At 43.3% G+C, this 24,581-nt stretch carries 21 protein-coding genes and 1 tRNA gene; 13 read left to right on the top strand and 9 right to left on the bottom strand.

What is annotated here, in order from left to right; genetic code table 11:
- Positions 1–33: 33 nt before the first annotated feature.
- The gene (locus ACNOGP_RS20095) at positions 34–1,032 is read right to left on the bottom strand and encodes a GNAT family N-acetyltransferase (RefSeq protein WP_007758641.1); all 999 of its coding nucleotides are present in this window, start codon (positions 1,030–1,032) and stop codon (positions 34–36) included.
- 98 nt (positions 1,033–1,130) lie between these two features.
- On the opposite strand from ACNOGP_RS20095, the gene ACNOGP_RS20090 reads away from it, so the two are divergent.
- The 6 genes from ACNOGP_RS20090 to ACNOGP_RS20065 are packed head-to-tail and all read left to right on the top strand — an operon-like array spanning position 1,131 to position 4,527.
- Positions 1,131–1,673 (top strand): beta-class carbonic anhydrase, encoded by a 543-nt coding sequence (locus tag ACNOGP_RS20090; RefSeq protein ID WP_272720903.1) that lies wholly within the window; start codon positions 1,131–1,133, stop codon positions 1,671–1,673.
- A gap of 45 nt (positions 1,674–1,718) precedes the next feature.
- A complete protein-coding gene (locus ACNOGP_RS20085) occupies positions 1,719–2,255 on the top strand; it encodes a nitroreductase family protein (protein ID WP_143866654.1) in 537 nt (178 codons plus the stop codon).
- A gap of 2 nt (positions 2,256–2,257) precedes the next feature.
- The gene (locus tag ACNOGP_RS20080; RefSeq protein ID WP_186967015.1) at positions 2,258–2,593 is read left to right on the top strand and encodes a hypothetical protein; all 336 of its coding nucleotides are present in this window, start codon (positions 2,258–2,260) and stop codon (positions 2,591–2,593) included.
- A gap of 7 nt (positions 2,594–2,600) precedes the next feature.
- Positions 2,601–3,395 carry a Rossmann-like and DUF2520 domain-containing protein gene (locus ACNOGP_RS20075; RefSeq protein WP_186967014.1) on the top strand — a complete coding sequence of 265 codons (795 nt, stop codon included), beginning with the start codon at positions 2,601–2,603 and terminating at the stop codon, positions 3,393–3,395.
- Complete coding sequence (locus ACNOGP_RS20070) at positions 3,376–3,897, top strand: KdsC family phosphatase (RefSeq protein WP_007756902.1); 522 nt, start codon at positions 3,376–3,378, stop codon at positions 3,895–3,897. The genes ACNOGP_RS20075 and ACNOGP_RS20070 overlap by 20 nt, the downstream gene beginning before the upstream one ends.
- A 48-nt stretch (positions 3,898–3,945) precedes the next feature.
- A complete protein-coding gene (locus ACNOGP_RS20065) occupies positions 3,946–4,527 on the top strand; it encodes a Maf-like protein (protein WP_418213551.1) in 582 nt (193 codons plus the stop codon).
- On the opposite strand, the gene ACNOGP_RS20060 is transcribed toward ACNOGP_RS20065, so the two are convergent.
- The 7 genes from ACNOGP_RS20060 to ACNOGP_RS20030 form a co-directional block, all read right to left on the bottom strand.
- Positions 4,522–6,735, bottom strand: a complete 2,214-nt coding sequence (locus ACNOGP_RS20060; protein WP_418213550.1) for a hypothetical protein — start codon at positions 6,733–6,735, stop codon at positions 4,522–4,524. The genes ACNOGP_RS20065 and ACNOGP_RS20060 overlap by 6 nt on opposite strands.
- A gap of 159 nt (positions 6,736–6,894) precedes the next feature.
- Positions 6,895–8,154 carry a phosphoglycerate kinase gene (locus tag ACNOGP_RS20055; protein WP_143866663.1) on the bottom strand — a complete coding sequence of 420 codons (1,260 nt, stop codon included), beginning with the start codon at positions 8,152–8,154 and terminating at the stop codon, positions 6,895–6,897.
- A 93-nt stretch (positions 8,155–8,247) separates the two neighbouring features.
- Positions 8,248–8,925, bottom strand: a complete 678-nt coding sequence (gene nth, locus ACNOGP_RS20050; RefSeq protein ID WP_195630916.1) for an endonuclease III — start codon at positions 8,923–8,925, stop codon at positions 8,248–8,250.
- A complete protein-coding gene (locus ACNOGP_RS20045; protein WP_007758657.1) occupies positions 8,922–10,121 on the bottom strand; it encodes an MFS transporter in 1,200 nt (399 codons plus the stop codon). Before ACNOGP_RS20045 ends, nth begins: the two co-directional genes overlap by 4 nt.
- A gap of 112 nt (positions 10,122–10,233) precedes the next feature.
- Positions 10,234–11,265, bottom strand: coding sequence for a phenylalanine--tRNA ligase subunit alpha (gene pheS, locus ACNOGP_RS20040; protein WP_007758658.1), 1,032 nt, complete (start codon positions 11,263–11,265; stop codon positions 10,234–10,236).
- Positions 11,266–11,366: 101 nt separating this feature from the next.
- Entirely contained in the window at positions 11,367–12,974 is a 1,608-nt protein-coding gene (locus ACNOGP_RS20035; protein ID WP_418213549.1) for a RagB/SusD family nutrient uptake outer membrane protein, read from the bottom strand.
- Between the two features lie 26 nt (positions 12,975–13,000).
- The gene (locus ACNOGP_RS20030) at positions 13,001–16,021 is read right to left on the bottom strand and encodes a SusC/RagA family TonB-linked outer membrane protein (protein ID WP_418213548.1); all 3,021 of its coding nucleotides are present in this window, start codon (positions 16,019–16,021) and stop codon (positions 13,001–13,003) included.
- 289 nt (positions 16,022–16,310) lie between these two features.
- Between ACNOGP_RS20030 and ACNOGP_RS20025 the strand changes: the two genes are divergently transcribed.
- Positions 16,311–17,327 (top strand): energy transducer TonB, encoded by a 1,017-nt coding sequence (locus ACNOGP_RS20025; RefSeq protein WP_007758664.1) that lies wholly within the window; start codon positions 16,311–16,313, stop codon positions 17,325–17,327.
- A 529-nt stretch (positions 17,328–17,856) separates the two neighbouring features.
- A complete protein-coding gene (locus ACNOGP_RS20020) occupies positions 17,857–18,069 on the top strand; it encodes a hypothetical protein (RefSeq protein WP_143866673.1) in 213 nt (70 codons plus the stop codon).
- A 601-nt stretch (positions 18,070–18,670) separates the two neighbouring features.
- Here the strand turns inward: ACNOGP_RS20020 and ACNOGP_RS20015 are convergent.
- A tRNA-Ala gene (locus tag ACNOGP_RS20015) sits at positions 18,671–18,744 on the bottom strand.
- A 117-nt stretch (positions 18,745–18,861) separates the two neighbouring features.
- Here ACNOGP_RS20015 and ACNOGP_RS20010 point away from each other — a divergent pair.
- The 5 genes from ACNOGP_RS20010 to ACNOGP_RS19990 all read left to right on the top strand — a co-directional run bounded on the left by ACNOGP_RS20010 (position 18,862) and on the right by ACNOGP_RS19990 (position 24,569).
- A complete protein-coding gene (locus ACNOGP_RS20010) occupies positions 18,862–19,164 on the top strand; it encodes a DUF4286 family protein (RefSeq protein ID WP_007758669.1) in 303 nt (100 codons plus the stop codon).
- The gene (gene ruvC, locus ACNOGP_RS20005) at positions 19,161–19,727 is read left to right on the top strand and encodes a crossover junction endodeoxyribonuclease RuvC (protein WP_007758671.1); all 567 of its coding nucleotides are present in this window, start codon (positions 19,161–19,163) and stop codon (positions 19,725–19,727) included. Before ACNOGP_RS20010 ends, ruvC begins: the two co-directional genes overlap by 4 nt.
- Before the next feature lie 50 nt (positions 19,728–19,777).
- The gene (gene pulA, locus ACNOGP_RS20000; RefSeq protein ID WP_418213547.1) at positions 19,778–21,778 is read left to right on the top strand and encodes a type I pullulanase; all 2,001 of its coding nucleotides are present in this window, start codon (positions 19,778–19,780) and stop codon (positions 21,776–21,778) included.
- A 206-nt stretch (positions 21,779–21,984) separates the two neighbouring features.
- Entirely contained in the window at positions 21,985–23,400 is a 1,416-nt protein-coding gene (locus ACNOGP_RS19995) for an MFS transporter (RefSeq protein WP_186967007.1), read from the top strand.
- A gap of 68 nt (positions 23,401–23,468) precedes the next feature.
- Positions 23,469–24,569 carry an endo-1,4-beta-xylanase gene (locus ACNOGP_RS19990; RefSeq protein ID WP_418214783.1) on the top strand — a complete coding sequence of 367 codons (1,101 nt, stop codon included), beginning with the start codon at positions 23,469–23,471 and terminating at the stop codon, positions 24,567–24,569.
- Positions 24,570–24,581 lie beyond the last annotated feature (12 nt).

Genomic DNA, 24,581 nt, shown 5'->3' with positions numbered 1-24,581 from the left:
ATGAAGAGCCATTTTGTAATCTTGAGATTACATTTAGACATAAAATTTGACTAGAAGATTGTTTAGCCAAGTCCAACTGACACGAAACCAGCGGCGGGTGCTGCTTTGTTTTCCGCCAAAGCGAAGCACGAAATCCCGATAGCCATGTTTACGGAACGGAAGTCCTACATCCATGAATTCCATGTGGCGGAACCCGCGTTGATGGGCATCTTCCAATGCTTTCCAAACAGCCAGTATACCGGGATATTGCAATGCGTATGTCTTTCGCATTCCTCCTGAAAACCAAAGAAAGGCACTCTCTCCGGAATAGATACAGACAGCTCCGCCGATAATTTTCTCCTTATATTTGACGATGAATATTTTTGCCTGTTTGCCTCTGATGAGCATACTGTTCATGTGTCGGAAGAAATCGTTGGCGGGGAAATATCTGCGTATACGGGAGGAATAGACTTTATGTAGCATTCGTGAGAAATCGCGAATCTCTTCTACTGTATGTGCTTCTTCTACTTTTGCTCCGTTCTTAAGTCCTTTTTTTATTTGCCGGATACGTGACGGACTAAATCGGTCTTCTACATTTTTCATACTATGCAGCGAGTTACGTACCCGTAGCCAATTGACAGGAAAGTAGTTATTGTTTCGGAAGAAACGATAACCGAACATCGAATTATTCAGATTACGGAATTCGATAAGGAAGCAGGTGCGTGTTGCCTCCTGAGTGAGATGCTCAAGCATCTCTCCAAAAACTTCCTCAGCTTTTTCCTTGTTGGTGGAAAGCGACTCATCCAGCCCTTCGCCTTCACTGTATACTACACAGTGTTTTACCAATGAAGAGGGGAGCCATCTTTTTGCTTTGCGGATGGCTGCGAGTAAACGTGCCATCGGTTTGCCGTTTTCCGTTGCCACTATCAATAAAGGAGTATAGCCCGGAGTCGCTTCGTAAATCAGAAACAGCTCTTTGGAATGAAAGGTATTCTTTCCCGGCAAATCAGGAATATCCTTTCCTTTATAATATGTTGTTAGTTTAAGTGGCATTCAACTACAAATTTACAATTTTTATTTCTCATACAACAAGAAAACGGATAATTTGTTACTTTTGTGTATTAGTAAAATATATAAATGGAATAACTACTATGATTGACGAGATTTTAGCTTATAACAAGCAATTTGTAGAGAAGAAAGGATATGAAGAGTATATAACGAATAAGTATCCTGATAAAAAAATAGCGATTCTTTCTTGTATGGATACCCGTCTGACAGCATTGCTTCCAGCGGCGTTGGGTATAAAGAACGGTGATGTGAAAATGATAAAAAATGCAGGAGGGGTTATTTCCCATCCTTTCGGCAGTGTGATTCGCAGCCTGCTCGTTGCCATTTTTGAGTTGGGAGTAGAAGAGATTATGGTGATAGCCCATTCTGACTGTGGGGCTTGCCACATGCATAGTGAGGAGATGATCGGGAAAATGAAAGCACGGGGGATCAATCCGGATTATATTGACATGATGCGTTTCTGCGGAGTAGATTTTAATTCCTGGTTGGACGGTTTTGAAGATACGGAAAAGTCGGTAAGAGGAACTGTTGATTTTATCGTCCACCATCCTTTGATTCCTTCGGATGTGAGAGTTTACGGATTTATTATTGATTCTACGACCGGAGAATTGAGGAGAATAGTATAATTGCATTATCTTTGCATACATTAATCAGATGAAACCGGAAATGATATGGAAAATTTCAGTGAATTGATAAAGAACCGTCGCAGTATGCGTAAGTTTACTGATGAAGAACTGACTCAGGATGAGGTGGTTGCCTTGATGAAAGCCGCTTTGATGTCTCCCTCTTCCAAACGCAGTAATAGTTGGCAATTTATAGTTGTTGATGATAAAGAAATATTAAAAGAGCTGTCTCACTGTAAGGAGCAGGCCTCTTCCTTTATTGCTGACGCCGCTTTGGCGATTGTTGTAATGGCTGACCCGTTGGCGAGTGATGTTTGGATTGAAGATGCTGCGATTGCCTCCATTATGATACAGTTACAGGCGGAAGATCTTGGATTGGGAAGTTGCTGGGTACAGGTGCGCGAACGTTTCACAGCCACCGGAATGCCTTCCGACGAGTTTGTACATGGAATACTGGATATACCTTTGCAGCTTCAGATTCTGTCCGTTATAGCTATCGGTCACAAAGGAATGGAACGCAAGCCTTTCAATGAAGAACACCTTCAGTGGGAGAAAATTCACATTAATAAGTTTGGAGGAAAATAACGATGGGAGCTGCCAAAGCAAATAACAGCAAAGATACCTATATGGCTACTGCTGTTTCTTTTATAGTAATAGGAGCACTCTTTTTGATCGATAAACTGATTCATTTTTCTTCTCTTGGTTTGTCTTGGGTGATGAATAAGGATAATATGTTATTGTACGCTTCTGTCTGTTTCCTTATTTTCAAACGGGATAAATCCATTGGTTTCGTGTTGCTGGGACTTTGGCTGGTGATGAATATCGGGCTGGTGATGTCGTTGCTGGGCTCGTTATCAGGATATCTGTTGCCATTGACGTTGCTCATCATCGGAATTATTTTATTTTGGATTGCAAAACGGTAAAGAAGTGATGAATAGAAGTATAGAAGATACCCCGATTGTGTTTATCGGTGCCGGGAATTTGGCCACTAATCTGGCAAAGGCGCTTTATTATAAAGGTTTTCGTATCGTGCAAGTGTATAGCCGGACGGAAGAATCTGCCCGTGCTTTAGCCGAACAGGTAGAAGCCGGATATACGACGGATTTACAGGAAATATCAAAAGAAGCCCGATTATATATTGTATCTCTGAAAGATGCGGCTTTTGTTGAATTATTGCCTCAGATAACGGAAGGAAAGCAAGATGCGCTGTTGGTACATACGGCGGGCAGTATCCCGATGAGTGTTTGGGAGAAATATGCGGAACGTTATGGAGTGTTTTACCCCATGCAGACTTTCAGTAAGCAACGTGAAGTTAATTTCCGGGAAATACCCTTCTTTGTTGAGGCGAAAAGACCGGAAGATGTGGAACTTCTGAAAGCGATAGCTGCGACTCTCTCGGATAATGTGTACGAGATAACTTCCGAACAGCGTAAGAGTCTTCATTTGGCTGCTGTCTTTATCTGTAATTTTACAAATCATATGTATGCCTTAGCGGCGGATTTGCTTGAAAAGTATAATCTGCCTTTCGATGTCATGCTTCCGTTGATTGATGAGACTGCGCGTAAAGTGCACGAATTGACACCTCATGAGGCACAAACCGGACCGGCAGTGCGTTATGATGAAAATGTGATAAGTAATCATCTTGCTATGTTGGCAGACTCGCCGGCATTACAGGAAATATATAAATTAATGAGTAAAAGTATCCATGAGCACCATCAATTATGATTTGTCCCGTATCAAGGCGTTGGCTTTCGATGTTGACGGAGTCTTGAGTTCGACCACAGTTCCCCTGCATCCCTCCGGTGAGCCGATGCGTACTGTGAATATTAAGGATGGTTATGCTATCCAACTTGCCGTAAAGAAAGGGCTTCATATCGCTATCATTACCGGAGGGCGGACAGAAGCCGTACGTATCCGTTTTGAAGGCTTGGGAGTGAAGGATTTGTATATGGGCTCTGCCGTAAAGATACATGATTATCATGCGTTCCGTGATAAATACGGATTGTCTGACGATGAAATATTATATATGGGGGATGATGTGCCCGATATAGAAGTGATGCGTGAATGCGGTCTTCCCTGCTGCCCGAAAGATGCTGTTCCGGAAGTAAAATCCGTAGCAAAGTACATCTCTTATGCCGACGGCGGTCATGGCTGCGGACGTGATGTGGTGGAGCAAGTGCTGAAAGCTCATGGGCTGTGGATGGCACAAGATGCTTTTGGTTGGTAGCACACAAAAAAGAACAAACGGAATAACTAAGTCGTAATTGATAAAATAATGCTTGATAATTTAAAGAAATATCAGATCATATTAGCTTCCAACTCGCCTCGTCGGAAAGAGCTAATGTCGGGTTTGGGAGTGGATTATGTGGTAAGGACTTTACCCGATGTGGATGAATCCTATCCGAATACATTGGCTGGAGCGGAGATACCCGAATTCATAGCCCGTGAAAAGGCGGACGCCTATCGTGCTATGATGAAACCGGGAGAATTATTAGTGACTGCTGATACCATTGTCTGGTTGGATGGTCAGGTTTTGGGCAAACCGGAAGGGAGAGAAGGGGCTGTTGAAATGCTCCGTGCACTTTCGGGGAAATCACATCAGGTTTTCACCGGTGTTTGCCTGACTACTACTGAATGGCAGAAAAGTTTTACCGCATCTTCCGATGTTCTGTTCGATGTCTTGTCGGACGATGAAATACAGTATTATGTCGATCGTTATCAACCTATGGATAAGGCGGGAGCATACGGTGTACAGGAATGGATCGGATATATCGGAGTGAGATCTATTTCCGGTAGCTTCTATAATATAATGGGACTCCCCATACAAAAGCTGTACGGGGAGTTGAAAAAGTTATAATAAATCCAACATTAAAGGAATGTCTTCTTCTCGAACACCTTGTTTGAGAAGAGCTTCTTCATCTTTATGGAACATTTCCAGGAAATGTTCACGGCTTTCACAGGCTATAATTGCCTTTCCATAGAAAGTGACCGCTTTCTGGATATCTCCCATCACCCATGCAACGTGTCCTGCATTCATGTAATCGATTGCCTGCGGCTTTTGTCCGATGATTTTCTCGTAATATTTCATGGCTTGTTCATATTTCCGGCTGATGAATGAGCACCATCCGATACCGCGCCATGCTTTCACACAATTGCTCTTGATGAAGTCCAACTTGAAGAAGTAATTCAACGCTTCTTCATATTGTTCCATTTCTGCCAGGCAATTACCGATATAGAAAATTACGTTTGCATCTTCCGGAGCCACTTCCTCTACCTTTTTATAATAGGCGAGAGCCGCCCGATAGTTCTTAGTCAGCCGATAGCAGGTAGCCAGATGGCGGTTGTTCCAGATGTTATCCGGTTTTAGTGTATCAGCTTTCAGATAGGCCTGAATAGCTTCTTCGTATTGTTTTGTTTTCTGTAACACATATCCGAACTTTTGGTAACCGTCAGCAATATCGTCCCCTTCAAATTCTCCGATTTCTTCCAACTCTTTGTAGATTTCGACCGCTTCCTCCCAGCGTTCTTTTGATATATAGAAGTCGGCGATGGGGAATAACACGTCTGCCCAATACAAGATATTGTCGAGTGCGGGAACATTATGGAAGTCAAGCTTATCCTGAAAAATATCTCTGAATTCCTGTCGGCGCACGCTCAGCTTGAAGAAACGGTAAAGATCGTGTAAATACTGGTTGCTGATAGCACCCGGACTTTCGTTAAGCCGTTTTATCATTTCAGGATTTGAATTTGAATTCTCCATCAATTCGTTCATTTGCTGCTCGTTGAGCTGGCTGAGCATCATGTCCTGCTGCGCTTGGGGTAATTGGTGGATGGTGAAAAACAACGAATATTTGTCGCTATTGCTGAAGATTCCCGCTTCAAGTATCAAGTCCAATACAGTGTTTCCTTTATTACCTGTTTTTTTCAGCGCTTTTAGTATGCTGGAGTGTTGCTTGCTGAAAGGATAGAACCAGTTCTGCACTTCACGGAAGAACGGATAACTCTTCAGAGCGGCAAATGTACTCATATATACATCAGCTCCTTCAAGCTGGAGCTCGCTCATTTCACGCAGCTTGTCTCCCAAACCGGATTTTTCGAAAGTGTCTTCCCAATCCGGATTCTTGTCATCGTTCTCTTCATCGTTCTCCTCTAGGTCGAATCGCATATTCTTCATAGAAGAAACAGACTTCAACATTTCAGGAATAATCTCTTCCCGCATCTTTTTATCGATTTTCTCTGTTTCCTGACATAAGAGCATTTGGTGATAAACACGTGCGACCTCCTTTCTGAATGTAGGGATTTCATCCATGAGATCTACTCTCTTGAGGATTTCCGGATAAAAGATCAAACGGTTTCTGTAAATGTGGAAGATAATCATTACACCTACCAATGCCCGCTGGCTGACGCTGACGTTCGAATGACTGTATGCGTCGAGTAGCCACATTATTTTCCGCACATCGAGACTTTCCATCAAACTTAGTGTGACAGCGCTTGTGAACAGGCATAAATCTTCTCCCGGAAGTAATTCGGATGCAAGCATGGCTTGTGCCTCTTCTTCGTCCTGAGGAGTCCATGCGCTGTTTGTCCATACTCTGACGAACATGAATTTGAGTGTGTCTTCATGCCGTTTCAGGACTTCATCCATTTTTGTGTCAGAGAGTAATCCGCTGACTGCCAAGTCGTCATTGAAAGACTCCAATATATGCAGTATTGTTTTAATGCCATAGTTCGCTAAGTCCGGTGATGTAGGAGTGCGGCGCACTTCGTGATAATAGTTGGATGAAGCGTTGTCCAGCATGAGCAACCGCGATTGGTCGGCGATAGCCCACGTATCCGTAAGCATTTTCTGATACAGATTCCATCGTTCGGGATCATTGGCTCCCTGTCTCATATAATCGAGCATATACTTATATGAAGTTTGCAACTGTTCCAATCGGGTACGTAAATCCCAGTCAGAGCATTGCCACAACAGGGATTCCAATTGTATCAAGGCTTCCTTAAGTCTTCTATCTTCAAGTAAGGAATATATATATGCGTATTGTTCATTAATTGTTTTTTCGTTCATAATTTGGTCAATTATTTATTTCTTTCCATCTACATGGAACAGTGCAAAAAGAATGCCAAAAAAGGAAATCAACGTATTAACCTTCATTATAGGTTATAAATAAGGGCAACTCTTTTCACAAAGAACTGCCCTTCAAGAATGTTGAAATCTTATGTGAATTTATTCTTGAATAGCGGCGATACCTGGAAGGATTTTTCCTTCGATTGCTTCAAGTAATGCGCCACCACCTGTTGAAACGTAAGATACACCGTTAGCCAGACCGAACTTGTTGACACAAGCTACAGAGTCACCACCACCGACGAGTGAGAAAGCACCGTTCTTGGTTGCTTCAACGATAGCTTCACCTACTGTACGTGAACCGTGAGTAAAGTTGTCAAATTCGAATACACCTGTAGGACCGTTCCAAAGAATAGTCTTAGATTCTTTGATAACGTTAGCGAAGATTTCTTCAGTCTTAGGACCGATATCAAGACCTTCCCATCCATCAGGAATTTCGTTAACCGGACAGAATTTAGTATTTGCATCGTTAGAGAAAGCGTCAGCGATTTTAGCGTCAACAGCCAAAACCAGGTTTACACCTTTTTCTTTAGCCTTCTTAATCAAATCCAAAGCCAAGTCAAGTTTGTCGTCCTCGCAGATAGAGATACCGATTTTACCACCTTGCGCTTTAGTAAATGTATAAGTCATACCACCTGCGATAATCAAGTTGTCTACCTTGTTCAACAGGTTTTCGATGATTTCGATTTTAGAAGAAACTTTAGAACCACCCATGATAGCAGTGAACGGACGTTTGATATCGTTCAATACTTTATCTACGGCTTTCACTTCTTTTTCCATCAGGTAACCGAACATCTTGTTATCTGTATCGAAATATTTAGCGATCAATGCCGTAGAAGCATGAGCGCGGTGAGCGGTACCGAATGCGTCGTTTACATAGCAGTCTGCGTAAGAAGCCAATTTCTTGGTAAATTCTTTCTGGCTTTCTTTTACAGCTTTCTTTGCAGCAGCTTTTTCTTCGTCAGTTGCGTCTTCTGCCAAACCTCTTGGTTTGCCTTCTTCTTCAGCATAGAAACGAAGGTTTTCGAGCAACAGCACTTCGCCCGGTTGCAGAGCAGCAGCTTTCACGGCAGCTTCTTCACCCATACAGTCGTTAGCAAATTGAACTTCAACACCTAGCAATTCAGACAGGTGTTTGATGATATGTTTCAAAGAAAATTTATCGGCAACGCCTTTCGGACGACCCAGATGAGAGCCAATGATGATGCTTCCGCCGTCTGCAAGGATCTTCTTCAAAGTAGGAAGAGCCGCACGCATACGGGTGTCGTCTGTAATGTTGAAGTTTTCGTCCAAGGGTACATTGAAGTCCACGCGAACAAATGCCTTTTTACCGGCAAAATTGAATTTGTCAATTGTCTGCATAATACTCTATTTTTATTTAAAAGTGTTTTTAAGATTCTTCGTTAAGAACGACCGCAAAGTTACTATTTATTTCGGTTCTCTGCTATTAAATCGTTATTTATTCTTGGCTTTTGATTCCTCTTTTGTAACTTTATAGGTGTTACAGAAATATTTGCACATCATTTGCAAACCACAGGTAGCACATTTGGGAGTACGTGCCTGACAAACATAACGACCGTGAAGGATCAGCCAATGATGGGCGATAGGGATCAGTTCCTCCGGAATATTCTTTATCAGTTCTTTTTCCACACTAAACGGAGTAGTGCAACTGTCCGGCACTAATCCGATGCGGTGGCTTACCCGGAATACGTGTGTGTCAACCGCCATTGCCGCTTTATTGAATACTACGGACTGAATCACGTTGGCCGTCTTCCTGCCCACACCGGGCAGCTTTGTCAAGTCTTCCAGATTATCAGGAACTTGGCTTTGGAAGTCATTCACCAGCATTTTTGCCATGCCGACCAGATGTTTCGCCTTGTTGTTCGGATAAGATACACTCCGGATATATTCAAAAACGACTTCGGGAGTAGTGGCTGCCAAAGCCTCCGGAGTTGGAAAATCTTTATATAAAGGCGGAGTAATCATATTTACCCGTTTGTCCGTGCATTGGGCGGAAAGGATTACTGCGATCAGCAGTTCGTACGGATTGTTGTAATGTAATTCTGTTTCGGCCACAGGCACGTTCTCCTGAAACCAGGCGATCACTTTCTCATAACGTTCTTTCTTTCTCATCGTAGTTTGTTTTTATGGTAATGAGGCGTTACTTTGATTTTAAAATAGATGGCGGAAACTACCGTCAGGCAGGCTCCGAACAGATAGGCTTTGTCAAATGTGCTGATTTCCGCAATATATCCTCCCGTCAGCATACCAATACCGATTCCTACATCCCACGAAGTAAGATAGGTGGAAGTGGCCGTCCCCCGTTGGCTATTGGGAGCCAGGTTGACAAACAGCGTGTTGAATGCCGGAAACATGATCCCGAAGCCTACGCCCATCAGTAGCGCAACACCGAAAAACAGGATTGTGCAGGCCGCTTCATTCCATTGAATCAGATATACGCAAGAAGCTAACAGAAAGAAACTGAAAATGACAAGATACAGTCCGGCGGCTATTACTTGTGTTATTTTCCCCCGATCCACCAACTTCCCGGAGAATATCCGGGAGATAGCCATACCGATAGCCATAAAAGTGAAGAAGAATCCCGTTTGCGTGTTTATTCCTATCTGACGGGCATACATGGCTACATAATTGGTAGTCATGCCGTAAGGAATAGAAAGCAACAGCAGGCTAAGTCCGGCAGGCAATCCTTTTAACAAGATAAACCGGTCGAGTGAAATAGGTTCCCGTTTCACCGGAGGTTTATAGGGTGTTTTTACTAAGCTGGCGGAAATAAATCCCAATACACATGAACCGAGCGCATAGCAGAATATCGTAGCAAAAGAGACTCCTGCGTCATGCAGGAATAATCCGAACATCGGTCCGATGGACATCGCCGTGTTGTTTGTAAGTCCGTAATATCCTAAACCTTCGCCTCTGCGTGAAGAGGGCATAATGTCGATAACGACTGTATTTCCGCCCACCGTAACCATCCCGAACGAGACACCGTGAATAATACGGAATATGATAAATAAGGTCAGTGAACCGGCAATCAGATAACCGCCGAACATCATCATAAAGATAAAATAAGCGAAAAGATACAGCGGTTTGCGTGCAAATGTATCAAGCAGATAACCGGAAAACGGACGAATGCAAAGTGCCGCTACTGTATAACAGGAAAGTACGATACCGATGGTAGAGGTCCCTGCCTGGAAAAACTCGGATAAATAAAACGGCAAAACGGGAATCAGCAGCCAGAAACCGAAGTAGAGCAGAAAATTGGCTGCCAAGATGAAACAATAACTAGGAGTAATGAGTCTATCCTTTGCCATAATGAATTAGTTTATTCCACCATTAGTTCACCACAGATTACACGGATTAACACAGATTTTTAATAAATTCCCAATAATCTGTGTTAATCCGTGTAATCTGTGGTGAATATGATTAGTAGGCGCTCTCGAATTCCTTCAGGAAGCGTGTGTCATTTTCAGAGAACAGTCTGAGGTCGTTGACGCGATATTTTAAGTTGGTGATTCGTTCAATACCCATTCCTAAAGCATAACCGCTATATATCTTGCTGTCAATACCGTTCAGTTCCAGCACGTTTGGATCTACCATACCGCAACCTAAGATTTCCACCCAACCTGTGTGTTTGCAGAAAGGACAACCTTTTCCACCGCAGATGTTACAGCTTATATCCATTTCGGCACTGGGCTCTGTGAAAGGGAAGTAAGAAGGACGCAGGCGGATTTTGGTATCTTCACCGAACATTTCGCGGGCAAAGAGAAGCAATGCCTGTTTCAAATCCGTGAAAGACACGTTGCGGTCTACGTATAAAGCTTCCACTTGGTGGAAGAAGGCGTGTGCACGGTAGCTGATAGCCTCGTTGCGATATACGCGTCCCGGACAAAGTACGCGGATAGGAGGTTGTGTAGACTCCATTACACGGCTCTGTACGCTGGATGTATGTGTACGCAAAACGACATTGTGAGACACTTCGGTATTGTTCTCAATAAAGAAAGTGTCTTGCATATCGCGTGCCGGATGGTCTTCCGCAAAGTTCATGGAAGAGAATACATGCCAGTCGTCTTCGATTTCCGGTCCGTCTGCGATGTTGAAACCCATTCGGGCAAAAATATCGATGATTTCGTTCTTCACGATTGTGAGCGGATGGCGCGTACCAAGTTTCACAGGATAAGCCGAACGGGTCAAATCCAATCCGTCGCAACCGTTGTCTTGGTTTTCAAACTGCTCTTTCAGCGCATTGATTTTATCCTGCGCTTTCGTTTTCAGTTCATTCAGCCTCATGCCGACTTCCTTTTTCTGCTCAGCCGGTACGTTACGAAAATCAGCCATTAAGTCGTTAATGGCTCCCTTCTTGCTAAGGTATTTGATGCGGAGAGCTTCGAGTTCTTCGGCATTGGAGGCGTGCAAGGCTTCCACCTCTTTCAGAAGTTGTTCAATCTTAGCTATCATATTTTTGATATATTGTTATTCAGTTTCTTGGTAAAAACCTTGCAAAGATATAATATTTATTTCAGTTGGTGAAATCTATATAGACGTTTTTATGGAGTTCCTTACTTTAGGTTCGGATTTAAAATCGCATCCTCGTAAGGATAGGGAGCGTACATTTTACTATCATCCCATGTACCCGTCACGGGCACCGCTTCATTTCTCTCGATACCCTCCGCTACTTTTATTAGCGGGTTCTCCTTGCGGTATTCAAAATGATCTTTGTACCGGTACATCCTGAACATATCCCTGGCCCTGCTCGCAATGCCTCCCCAATAGTATCCGGCTATTTCCCAACCGTGCTCATCGTAGGCGGCTTCCGCCAGTGCTTCGGGTGTCATGGTTTCCTTATAAAAATTAGTTTCTTGACCGTCAGCCCTGTTACGTACCTTATTTAATACTTCTATGGCTTTTGTATTGACTTCTCCCGAACGCCCTGTTGCTTCGGCATACCAGCAATATACCTGCGACAGCCGTATCAGTTGGAGCGTCTTTTCGCCTGCCGCATTCACCAGAGCGGGATTGGTGTAATCGAACTCCGTTCCACGTACAGCACCTTCTACCGTTTTCATGAAAACAGGTGCAACCACTTCGCGGGAAGGTGGATCGGTGTCATACCACCAGTCATGTAGCTTGCCATCGCTCAATATGATTTTAGGAAAGTAAGTGGCATCTTTGCGCGGTCCTTCCGGAAAAGCTTTCCAGAATTTGATTTCTCCATTGGTATCTCCCCATCCGCCTTGTGCCATATCCTGAAGGAAGTCGGTCAAGGGAGCGGCTTGATTTGTCTGGTCCCGGTTATAGTAGATACCCAGCAGTAACTCTTTATTCTTATTATTATATTCCCAAGAATATACCTGGCTGTATTCATCCAGCAGTGCATAATTATAAATGTGGTTCTCCACACCGTCGATTACTTCTTTTGCTTTGCCGGCCGCCAGTTTATAATATTCCGTTCCTTTGTTGAGCGGCCATCCTGCCATGCACATATACACGTATGCCATTGTTGCTTTCACTGCTCCTTCACTTACAGCGATATTTATTCCGTTTCTGGCATAAGGTTCTTTGGTGTAATTTACAGGACAGTCTGTTTCTGCAATCTTCAGGTCGGATAGAATCAATTTATAAACTTCTTCTTCTGTTTGCAAAGGAGCGTTGTAATTGATTTCCTCTTCCAGCATGATAGGTACTTTTCCCCACGTTGTCACCAGATAGAAATACGAATAGGCTCTCCAATAATGTGCCTGTCCGATAGCAGCCTTAATTTCTTCCTCTGATACGTCGGGGGTGCGTCCTGCATTGTTAATAATGAAGTTGGCGGCTTTGATTACTTTGAAACGCTGTTCCCACATACTGGACAGCCATGAATTATTATCTTTCACATCAAACTGGTCATGCTCCCTAAGTGGCTGTTTGTTGCTGGAAGGGTGGGTGGAAATATCATCACCGGCTAGGAAGTTAGTACCGCAAAGATTATTGCTGGCCTGTGAACTTGCTATCACGGAGTATAGTGCGGTCAGTGAAGCATCAAGATCTTCTTTGTTGCTGAAGAATTCTTCTGAGGGCAACTGTCCTTTAGGGTCTTCGGTCAGGAAGTCGTTACACGAAACCAGACATAGACCCGCCCAAACGAATGGCAATGTCTTTTTGATATACTTATATGTTGTTTTCATCTTGTTCTTTATTTATAGGTCAATGGTTAAAATCTGATTTTGGCGCCAAAAGTTATTGTTCGTGGGATGGGGTACGCACCATAGTCCAGACCGTCATAGCTGGTATAAACCTCCGGATCCATTCCTTTGTAACGGGTGATTGTAAAAAGGTCTTGCGCGCTTACGGATAATTGTATGCTTGCAAACTTGGCAACCCGTCTCGGAATGCGATACGAAATGCTGACGTTCTTCAATTTGACGAAAGAAGCGTCTTCCAGCCAGAAATCCGAGTTGGCGTAATTCTTACTTTCGGTATTGGTGAGGCTCGGATAAGCTGCTTCCGCTTTATTGCTTACGTGATCCCAACCTTTGAAATAAGCATCCCGCAGCGTGACGAAACGTGAATTCCCAGTCATTGAGGCGGCCGTGTAGCGGCTTATATTCAGGCGGTTGTATCCGGTGGCGGCATTGAAGAAGATGTTTACAGTCCAGTTTTTCCAACTGATTGTGTTGTTCCACCCCATTGTCCATTTCGGGCTTGCCTGTCCTTTTACTACCAAGTCGTCGGAAGTAGGGCTGGTAGTCAGACTACCGTCTGCTTTCTGATAAAGGTTGGCGCCTTTCTCGTCGAATCCTTTCCATTGATATACATAGAAAGATCCCATCGGATAACCGGGCTTCATAATTTGCATCGCACCGCCCAAATCGCTGTAGTTGGCTGTCAGTACGAAGTCACTGCCGGCAAGGTCGGTTACTTCATTTTTCACATAAGCGGCATTGAAACCGGTCTCCCAAGTCACCGTTCCTTTCACCGGGAAGGTGTTGACCGAGAATTCAACTCCCGTGTTCTTCAGTTCACCCTGATTCACCCAATACGTACCTCCGCCGTTGTATTTGGGTACTTGTTTCTGGAAGAGCAGGTCTTTGGTTATTTTCTTGAACCAATCGAATGTAATGTTGAACCCGCCCAAGCTTAAATCTACTCCCAAATCATATTGGTAGGTCTTTTCCCAAGTGATATCGGGAGTAGGAAACTGGTTACCCCAATACCCTGTGTAAGCATTGGAAGTACCCCAGCCGTAAGTTGCGCCCGATAACATTCCCAGCGTACTGTATGCCGCAATGTCCTGATTACCGGTGACACCGAAACTACCTCTTAATTTCAATTGTTCCAATATATGTTGGTTGCTCATGAACTTCTCCTTTGCTATATCCCAAGCTACTGCTGCGGATGGAAAATATCCCCATTTATTGTTTCCTTGAAATTTGGAAGAACCGTCCGCTCTTAATGCGGCAGTGATGAAATACCGTTTCTTGTAGTCATAGTTGGCACGTATGATTCCTGAAGCAAGAGACGCTTCTGTGTACGAGTTGCTTGCATTTCTTATAGCGGCATTGGCGATATTCCAATATCCTACGCTCTCATTGTTCAGATTCGAACCGGTACCTTGCAAGCCCGTATCCCACGAGCGGCTGATTTCCCATACGGCCATTGCCGTAACGTTGTGGTCACCGAATTGTCTTTGCCAGGTCAGGTTATTGGTATTCTGCCAATAGTTATGCATATTGCTGGTGTTGTTCATGCTGTTGATTGCACCGGGAGCTTCCAATTTTGATTTGAAAGAATAGGAAGGGCTGTGGTCGTAGTCGTATCCACCTTGTACGGAGAACGTAAGCCCTTTCATTATCTTGAATAATAAGGTCAGGTTGGCATTGAGGTTATAACTGTAACTGTCACTGTAGTTAACCATCAGCTCACCGTATGGATTCGAGCCGTTGGCGATGTTATACGGGTCTCTGTTGTATATGCCGGTTTCCGGGTCTTTCATTTCCATCGTAGGGGAGAAGTTGGTGATATGAAACCAGTTGGCGCCGTCGTTATGCTTATGCAGACTGCTGGCGTTCATCTTGGCGGAGATAGTCAGCCAGGGTTTTACATCAGCATCGATGTTTGCCCGGATACCATAACGTTTGTAATCCGTCCTGATAGTGACGGCTTCCTGATCCAGCATATTTCCGGAAATAAGATATTTCACTTTGGCGTTTCCACCGGAGATGCTTAACCTGTAATCCTGCGTGATACCGGTGTGAGTGATGAGGTCAGCCCAATTGATTCCTTTTGTCCCGTTTTTGTAGGCTTCGAGGTCTTCGGCTGAAATCGTAGATGAACCGCGTATATCATTCAGTGCCGTTGCATATTCATATGCGTTCAGTAAATCATATTGTTTTCTCACTGTGGAAAGACCTACGGAAGCATCGAACGTAATACTGGCTTTTCCTTCGCTGCCGCCTTTGGTGGTGATCAAAATAACTCCGTTTGAACCTCGCGAACCGTAAATAGCGGTGGATGAAGCGTCTTTCAGAACTTCCATCGATTGGATATCCGACGGATTGATGCCGTCCAGCCCGCTGGAAGAGATGATTCCGTCTATCACGTACAACGGGTCACTACTTTTATTGATAGAGGTAGTACCGCGTACACGTACTTTCATGCCTGCTCCGGGCACACCGCTTGTCGCAGTAACTTCCACACCGGGTGTCCGGCCTTGAAGGATGTTTTCCACCCGTTTTACCGGCTGGTTCTTGAATTGCCTGGTCGACACACCGGAAACGGAGCCCGTCAAATCGCTTTTCTTGACTGTTCCGTATCCTACCACCACTACCTCTTCTAGTAGCTGATTGTCTTCTTTCAGTATGACATGGAGGGCTGTTCTTTTTCTTATTTTTATTTCCTGCGGATGATATCCGATATAAGAAATAACGAGGGTGGCTCCTTGGGGAACACTCAGTGTAAATTTGCCGTCCATGTCACTCGTTGTCCCTGTCGTTTCTTCTCCTTTTATTAATACAGAGGCACCGATGATGGTTTCTCCTTGTTCGTCATAAATAATTCCTTTTATGGTTCTGTTCCCGCCTTCATCGGTTTCGTCTTCTTGCACTTCCGTCACCGGCTCTCCCTCTGTCGGGGCTTCCATCGGCATACTTGCTGCTTGTGAAAACAGATGTGATGGTAAAAGGAACACAAAAAGAATGCTTAACAACCATTTGCTTTTTCTTGTCACTTTCATGTTTATTTAAGTTTAGATTTTCTTATAGGGATTGAATTCTGTTAATAGTTAGTGGGCAAGCAGCGTGCCAGACCATTTTATATACTGTCCGGATAAAACGTAAATAATTGATTTTTATTGTTATAGTATTTAAGAAATAAAGTGTGTTTTTTTAGAAGTGTGGAATTGCAGACTGTGGAATTGTGTAAAAATTCCACAGTGTGGTGGAGTATATTCCCCATTGTTTTATCGGTACGCATTGAAATAATTTATATCTTTGCACCGTTATGTACCGAAAATCCGGCAACTTATGAAAAAGATTGTTTTCACTCTTCTGATTTTGGCTTTTTCTTTTCGCCTTGCGGCCCAGATAGACTATTTGGAGCCGGTGCGATCTCTCTCTACTTATAAAGGCGAGTTGGGTGAATATTATCGTAGCGTATTCTCTTTGTTAAATACAGGTTTTCAGAAACAGCCTTATGCGCGTTTTACAGCTATTCCTTCCTTTTCGCCCGAATATGCCATGTCGGTGGAAAAGAAGAACGGACGTTATTTTCTTATATCGAACACGCTGTCACGAACTTATTGGCAGGCGGAGAAAGGAACGGTGAAAGTGGAGACGAAATCAGTTGCCATCAGTCCGTCGCTTTATCGGTCTTTGGGAGCTATCTTTCATATAGTCACTGAGCAGATACAGGATTTGGATGGTTCCAGTGCCGGTCTGGATGGGGTTGTCTATTATTTTTCTTCCACCAATGAGAAAGGGAAAGAGCGGATGGGACGGAAGTGGTCTCCGGAAAAAGGAACTTTGATGGAGCGTCTTGTGTTGGTTTGCCAGTCGGCTTATATGTTGTCCAAAGGTGGAAATATATCGGAACAGACTTTGGCGGAAGAAGCCGCTTCTTTGTTGAAGGCCCTGCAACAACGCAGTAAGGAAGCTCCCGATGCATATAAACAACCGATATATGTTGGAATTTATCAGGTAGGTCCCCGTTCGAGAGCGCTTTCCGGAAAACGGATAGAAGAGTTAGCTCATTTTCCGGATATGACTCCTGAAGAATATATTGCCGGACAGATGGTGTATCCGGCCGATTTACTGGAAAAGAATATTCCCGGATTTGCTTTGTGCGAGTTTACTATTGATAAAGAAGGAGTTATACTTCGTCCACATATAGTACGGTCTACGCATCCGGAGTTTGCGGAAGAAGCTCTCCGCATTGTAAAAGGAATGCCGAAGTGGGCTCCAGCTCTTGTAGAAGGTAAACCGGCAGATAGTAATTATACTCTTTATATTCCTTTTCGACCGCAGAATTATCGGGCGAAATAACCTTCCTCCCCTAGTGTAAAAACATAAAATTCTCTATCACCTATCACCTGTTGCTCTGAATTCCTTTATTCATCGTGCTTTCAGTAGGGTGATAGGTTGTATGTAATCTATCACCGCACCTGTCACCTATCACCGCTTTCTCTGAAAACAGTAATCGGTAGAATGTCTCTCTTACTATTGGTCGTTTTGTTTCATGGATGTTTGAAACATTTTGTTTGCCACCGTAAAACACTATGTTTCACGCTGCCAAACACTTTGTTTCTCACTGCCGAACACTTTGTTTCAAGCCGTTGAAACACGACTCTACTCCGTATGTTTGGGATGAATCGTATAGTTGGTTTAGGCGAATCGTATGGTTAGTTTAAGTGAAACGTATAGTCGATTTAGGCAAATCGTATGGTCGTATTGGGTGACAGATGTTTTGCCAAGATAGTTACTCATGTATAATCAGATTCAAAAAATCATTAAAACAAAGAACTTTTCTTGTTCTTGATTGTCTTATGACCATAAATATATAAAATGAGAACTTATGGATGATATGATTAACAGACACGATTCGATTGCAGAAGAAAATATCGAACCGAATGGTCGTCCGGCCACGAATGATTTTGAAGAATGGAGCAGCGAAGTTTCTGACCGTGCAGACAATGTTTTCAAGAATGATACGAAAGACGGTCCCGACAAAGACCGTAAGAAACGTATAAAGGAAATAGATGAAGTGATAAAGAAGGACCTTGAATAAAGGTCCTTTATTTGATTACAATCTCTATTTGTATATTTTTAGGTATAAGTTCTACTCCATATTTTTTCTTGAATGCCGCTTTTGCTCTTTGTACGGAAGTTTTCCCTTTAATTCAACAAAATACTCGTTGTGACAATGATCAAGTATTAAATAATCGCACCTGATGCCTTCAGTGATTTGGTAACCGTCGACTTTTATTTTTGTTAGTAAATGTTGGTCAGGGTTTAAGAAAATACATTTGCATTTATTCTCTTTGATTACCAGAATTTTATCTGTCATTTCTCGTGTACACGTCTGTTTGAAGATTGTCATGTTATTCTAAGTCTAATAATGCAGAGAAAATCCAGCCTTGTTCATCTGAGGTAGCGTCTATTTGGTCGGCAACAACGATATTAAATTCTTTATCTAAAATGGAAATGACATTTCCGTTCTCTATTTTATAAGCGGTGATTCTGTTGAAGTGATCGCTCCAAAGTTGCGAATGATGAGTTTACGTTCCATATTACTATACGACTTATATTTTCGACTCGTGCAATATAATCATTTAATGGTAGAAAATCAAAAAAGAGCAACTCTGTTTATGAATTGCTCTTTTAAGAAGTGGAGCGTATCGGACTCGAACCGATCACCTTAACACTGCCAGTGTTACGCTCTAGCCAGATGAGCTAACGCCCCTTTTTTCTCTTATTATGATAACGTTTGTAAACGAATCTCTTTTGTTGCCGCAAATATAATGCAATATTCTGAAATAATTGCTATGTTTGCGGTAAATAATCTATTAGAAGGAAAAATATGTTGATTTATAACACCACTTTTCAAGTGGACGATGATGTTCACGATAATTTTTTGATTTGGATAAAAGAATCTTATATTCCCGAAGTACAGAAGCACGGAGCGCTGAAAACACCACGTATTTGTCGTATACTGAGCCATCGGGAAGATGGGAGCGCCTATTCTTTACAGTGGGAAGTAGAGAGTAGCGGATTGTTGCACCGCTGGCATTTGGAACAAGGGGTGCGATTGAATGACGAACTGACTAAGATATTCAAGGATAAGGTAATCGGATTTCCTACATTGATGGAGGTGATAGAGTGATTCAACCGGTAAAAGAGAAGATAATTCTGGGGATAGACCCCGGTACGACAATCATGGGATATGGAGTGCTGAGAATAAAAGGAACCAAACCCGAAATGATTGCTATGGGGATTATCGACTTGCGTAAGTTTGCCAATCATTACTTGAAACTGCGCCATATCCATGAGCGGGTGCTGAGTATTATTGAAAGCTATTTACCTGATGAACTGGCTATTGAAGCTCCTTTCTTCGGCAAAAATGTTCAGTCTATGTTGAAATTGGGACGTGCGCAAGGAGTGGCGATGGCAGCAGCGTTAAGTCGTGATATACCGATCACCGAATATGCCCCGTTGAAGATAAAGATGGCTATTACCGGAAACGGACAAGCATCTAAGGAGCAGGTGGCGGATATGTTGCAGAGAATGCTTCATTTCTCAAAAGCGGATATGCCCACCTTTATGGATGCGACCGACGGTCTGGCTGCCGCCTATTGTCATTTCCTGCAAATGGGACGGCCTGCCGTAGAGAAGGGATATAGTAGCTGGAAGGATTTTATAGCGAAGAATCCGGATAAAGTGAAGTAAACTTTAACAATAATCAGATTACGAAAAATAGTATCATAGGAGAGCTTGAGATGAAGATAGGAATTAATTCAATAATAGGAGTGACTACAGTGGCAACAGTGATGAGTTGTTCTTCTGCGAAAAAGGAATATGCTTCCTTCGAGTTGTATCCCGTCCGTACGGGAAGCCTTACGGAAATGGAATATACTCCGGAAGCTACGAAATTCACCCTTTGGTCACCGACAGCAGAAGAGGTGCGCCTGATGCTTTATGATGAAGGTGAAGGAGGTCATGCCTATGAAACTGTGAAGATGGAACTTGGAGAGGATGGAACTTGGGCAACTGTGGTTAACAAGGATTTGCTCAATAAGTTCTATACTTTCAATGTGAAAATCAATGATAAATGGCAAGGGGATACTCCGGGAATTAATGCTCACGCCGTTGGGGTGAACGGAAAACGTGCCGCTATTATCGATTGGAAAGCAACGAACCCGGAAGGATGGGAGAATGATCAACGTCCTCCGCTGAAATCTCCTGCCGATATGATTATCTACGAAATGCATCATCGTGATTTTTCGGTCGATTCTACTTCCGGAATAAAGAATAAAGGAAAGTTCCTTGCTTTAACCGAGCATGGAACGATGAATTCGGACAAATTGCTGACAGGAATCGACCATCTGATAGAGTTGGGTGTGACGCACGTGCATCTTCTTCCTTCCTATGATTATGCTTCCGTAGATGAAACGAAATTGGATGAAAATCAGTACAATTGGGGATATGACCCGTTGAACTACAATGTTCCGGACGGCTCATATTCAACAGATCCTTATCAACCCGCCACTCGCGTGAAAGAATTCAAGCAAATGGTACAGGCGTTGCATAAAGCCGGCATCCGGGTGATTCTGGATGTGGTTTACAATCATACGTTTAATACGGCGGAGAGTAATTTTGAACGTACAGTACCCGGTTATTTTTATCGTCAGAAAGAAGACGGGACATTGGCGAACGGTTCGGGTTGTGGAAATGAAACGGCTAGTGAACGTCCTATGATGCGTAAGTTTATGATAGAGTCCGTGCTTTACTGGATGAAGGAATATCATATCGATGGTTTTCGCTTCGATTTGATGGGAGTTCATGATATTGAAACGATGAACGAGATTCGGAAGGCAGTGGATGAAGTGGACTCTACTGTTTGTGTTTACGGAGAAGGATGGGCTGCTGAAACGCCTCAATATCCTGCTGATTCTTTGGCTATGAAAAAGAATGTGGCGTATATGCCCGGAATTGCAGTCTTCTCGGACGAGTTTCGTGACGGGCTTTGCGGTTCTGTTTGGGAGAAAGGTAAGGGAGCTTTTCTTGCCGGAGTGCCGGGAGGGGAGAACAGCGTTAAGTTTGGTATTGTGGGAGCTATCGAACATCCGCAAGTACGCTATGATTCGGTGAATTACAGTCGGCAAGCCTGGGCCGGACAGCCTACCCAAATGATTAGTTACGTTTCCTGCCATGACGGTTTGTGCCTTGTTGATCGCTTGAAAGCAAGTATGCCGGGAGCTACTCCCGAGCAACTGGTCCGGCTTGATAAGCTTGCACAGACGGTAGTCTTCACTTCGCAAGGTATTCCTTTTATCTATGCAGGAGAAGAAGTGATGCGCGATAAACAAGGGGTGGATAATAGTTATAAGAGTCCGGATGCAGTCAATGCTATCGATTGGCGACGCAAGACGACGAACGGAGATGTTTTCATGTATTATAAGCGGCTCATAGATCTGCGTAAGTCCCATCCCGCTTTCCGTATGGGAGATGCGGAAAAGGTTCGGAAGCATCTGGAGTTTCTTCCGGTGGAAGGACAAAACCTGATTGCATTCCGCCTGAAGGATCACGCGAACGGAGATAGTTGGGAAGATATTATCGTGGCCTTTAATTCCCGTATAACCCCTGCACGTTTGGCAGTGCCTGCCGGAAAGTATACAGTGGTGTGTAAAGACGGGGTGATAGATGTTCGCGGGCTGGGAACACAGACGGGAACGGAAGTGATTATTCCCGGTCAATCGGCTTTGATTATGTATCGGTAGCCAGCTTTTTCAGCTTGAATGTAACATAACAACAACTATTTGTAACATATGCATACGATGATGTAACAGACGAGAAACAATCTGAATCGTAATTCTTCGGTGGAGGGCAAGAAACTTCTTAAGTTTGCAACGTGATAGTCGGCAAGATTCGTCATTTTTCCAACTATCGCGAAATAACTAAGAAGTAAAAGAAAAGACAGAATGAAATGGACTCTACAATGAAAACGAATGACGCTAAAGGTTTCTACAAGCTCTCCTGGCTCCAGCGTATAGGATTCGGCTCCGGTGATTTGGCGCAAAACCTTATCTACCAGACCGTATGTATGTATCTGCTGATTTTTTATACGAATGTATATGGTCTCAAACCGGAGGTGGCAGCCGTGATGTTCCTTATCGTCAGGATAGTGGATGTCATTTGGGATCCTCTTGTAGGGGCTTTTGTTGATAAGCACAATCCTAAACTCGGCAAATACCGTTCATACCTTATATTGGGAGGGATTCCATTGACGGGATTTGCTATTCTCTGTTTTTGGAACGGCTTCTCGGGTTCGTTGTTTTATGCTTATTTTACTTATGTGGGATTATCCATGTGCTACACGTTGATCAACGTTCCTTACGGAGCATTGAATGCATCGCTTACGCGGGATACAAATGAAATAACAGTGCTGACTTCAGTACGTATGTTTCTTGCTAATTTAGGTGGACTGGCAGTAGCTTACGGTATCCCGATATTAGTAAAATTATTATCCCCCGATGGTAAGATCAATACTACCGCATCTGCCAATGCCTGGTTTATTACGATGACAATCTATGCCGTTGTAGGGCTGGCGTTATTGGTTTTCTGCTTCAGCCAGACGAAGGAACGTGTAGTTATGGATCAGGAAGAAACATCCAAAGTAAAGGTATCCGACCTATGGGTAGAGTTCTGTAGGAACAGACCTTTACGGATTCTCGCATTTTTCTTCATAACCGCTTTCGCTATGATGGCTATCGGTAATTCTGCAGGTTCATACTATATGATTTACAATGTCCATGCGCCGGAAATGCTACCTTATTTCATGGCGTTAGGATCTATTCCCGCATTTATCTTTATGCCGTTGGTACCTGCCATTAAACGCGCTATCGGGAAGAAACAGATGTTTTACGTATTTCTTTCGGTCGCAATTTTCGGTATGGCGTTGTTGTATGCCATTTCTGTGATTCCTTCGTTAAAGACGCAGATATGGCTGGTATTTGTGGCGCAGTTCATAAAGTCTACCGGAGTGATTATTGCGACGGGATATATGTGGGCGTTGGTTCCTGAGGTAATTTCTTATGGGGAATATACTCACGGTAAACGTATTTCGGGTATTGTCAATGCATTGACAGGTATTTTCTACAAAGCGGGTATGGCTCTTGGAGGTGTGGTGCCGGGACTTGTCATGGCATTTGTCGGATTTGATCAGACTAATGAGGTGTCACAATCACCTTTTGCCGAACAGGGGATACTGTGGCTTGTAGCTGTTATTCCTGCCTTGCTGCTTCTGGTGGCTATGTTCATTATATCTAAGTATGGACTAGAGGACGATGTGATTGATAACATCAATAGAGAGATAGAATTACGCCACAAAGGAGGCGAATAAATAAAAGAATATTTACTTAAAAAATGTTGTATATGAAAAACAAACGGATCAATATTTTCTTGCTTGTGATGGCGGCATTTCTTACTTATGGTGGTGAAGTAGCTTTTGCGCAAAACAAAAGCCCACTGAAAGAGGCTCTGAAAGATAAGTTCCTGATCGGCTCATCGCTGAATGCCCGCCAATTTTCGGGAAAGGATGTGAAGGGTATAGAAATAGTAAAAAAGAATTTTAATACGATTGTGGCAGACAATTGTATGAAGTCCTCTCTAATTCATCCGGAAGAGAATAGGTATAACTTTGTTCAACCGGACGAATTTGTCCGTTTCGGTGAAGAGAACCGGATGTTTATTGTCGGTCATTGTCTGATTTGGCATTCGCAGTTGGCTCCTTGGTTTTGTATTGATGAGAAAGGGGGGGATGTCTCTCCGAATGTTCTGAAAAAGCGGATGAAAGAGCATATCACTACTATCGTGAAACGGTATAAAGGTCGTGTTAAGGGATGGGATGTGGTAAATGAGGCGATTGAAGACGACGGAACTTATCGTAAGAGTAAATTTTATGAGATTTTGGGAGAAGAGTATATTCCGTTGGCTTTTCAATATGCACATGAAGCCGATCCGGATGCGGAGTTGTATTACAATGATTACTCAATGGCAAATCCGGGCAGAAGAGCAACAGTGGTGAAATTGGTGAAAGACTTGAAGAAAAGGGGAATCCGCATTGATGCCGTAGGTATGCAAACACATATCGGTATGAAATACCCCAATATTGACGAATATGAGAAAAGTATGCTTGCTTTTGCGGAAACGGGAGTGAAGGTGATGATTACGGAGATGGATCTAACGGTGATACCTACTCCGGATCCCAATATTGGTGCGGAAGTTTCCGCTTCTTTCGAATATAAGAAAGAAATGAATCCTTATCCGAACGGGTTGCCGGAGGATGTAGCTGCAGCATGGACAAAGCGAATGGGCGATTTCTTCCGTTTGTTTTTGAAACATCAGGATATCATAAGTAGAGTTAACCTTTGGGGAGTAGCCGATCCGGATTCTTGGCGTAATGATTGGCCGATGGCCGGGCGCACGGATTATCCATTGCTTTTCGACCGTAATTATCAGCCAAAGCCGATAGTGGATCTGATTATTAAAGAGGCTGAAAAGACAAAATAAGTTTCTAACAGA

The sequence above is a fragment of the Bacteroides difficilis genome, assembly GCF_048319815.1.
In the GTDB taxonomy this organism is placed as follows: Bacteria; Bacteroidota; Bacteroidia; order Bacteroidales; family Bacteroidaceae; genus Bacteroides; species Bacteroides zhangwenhongii.
This window is presented reverse-complemented; position numbering and strand designations above follow the sequence as displayed.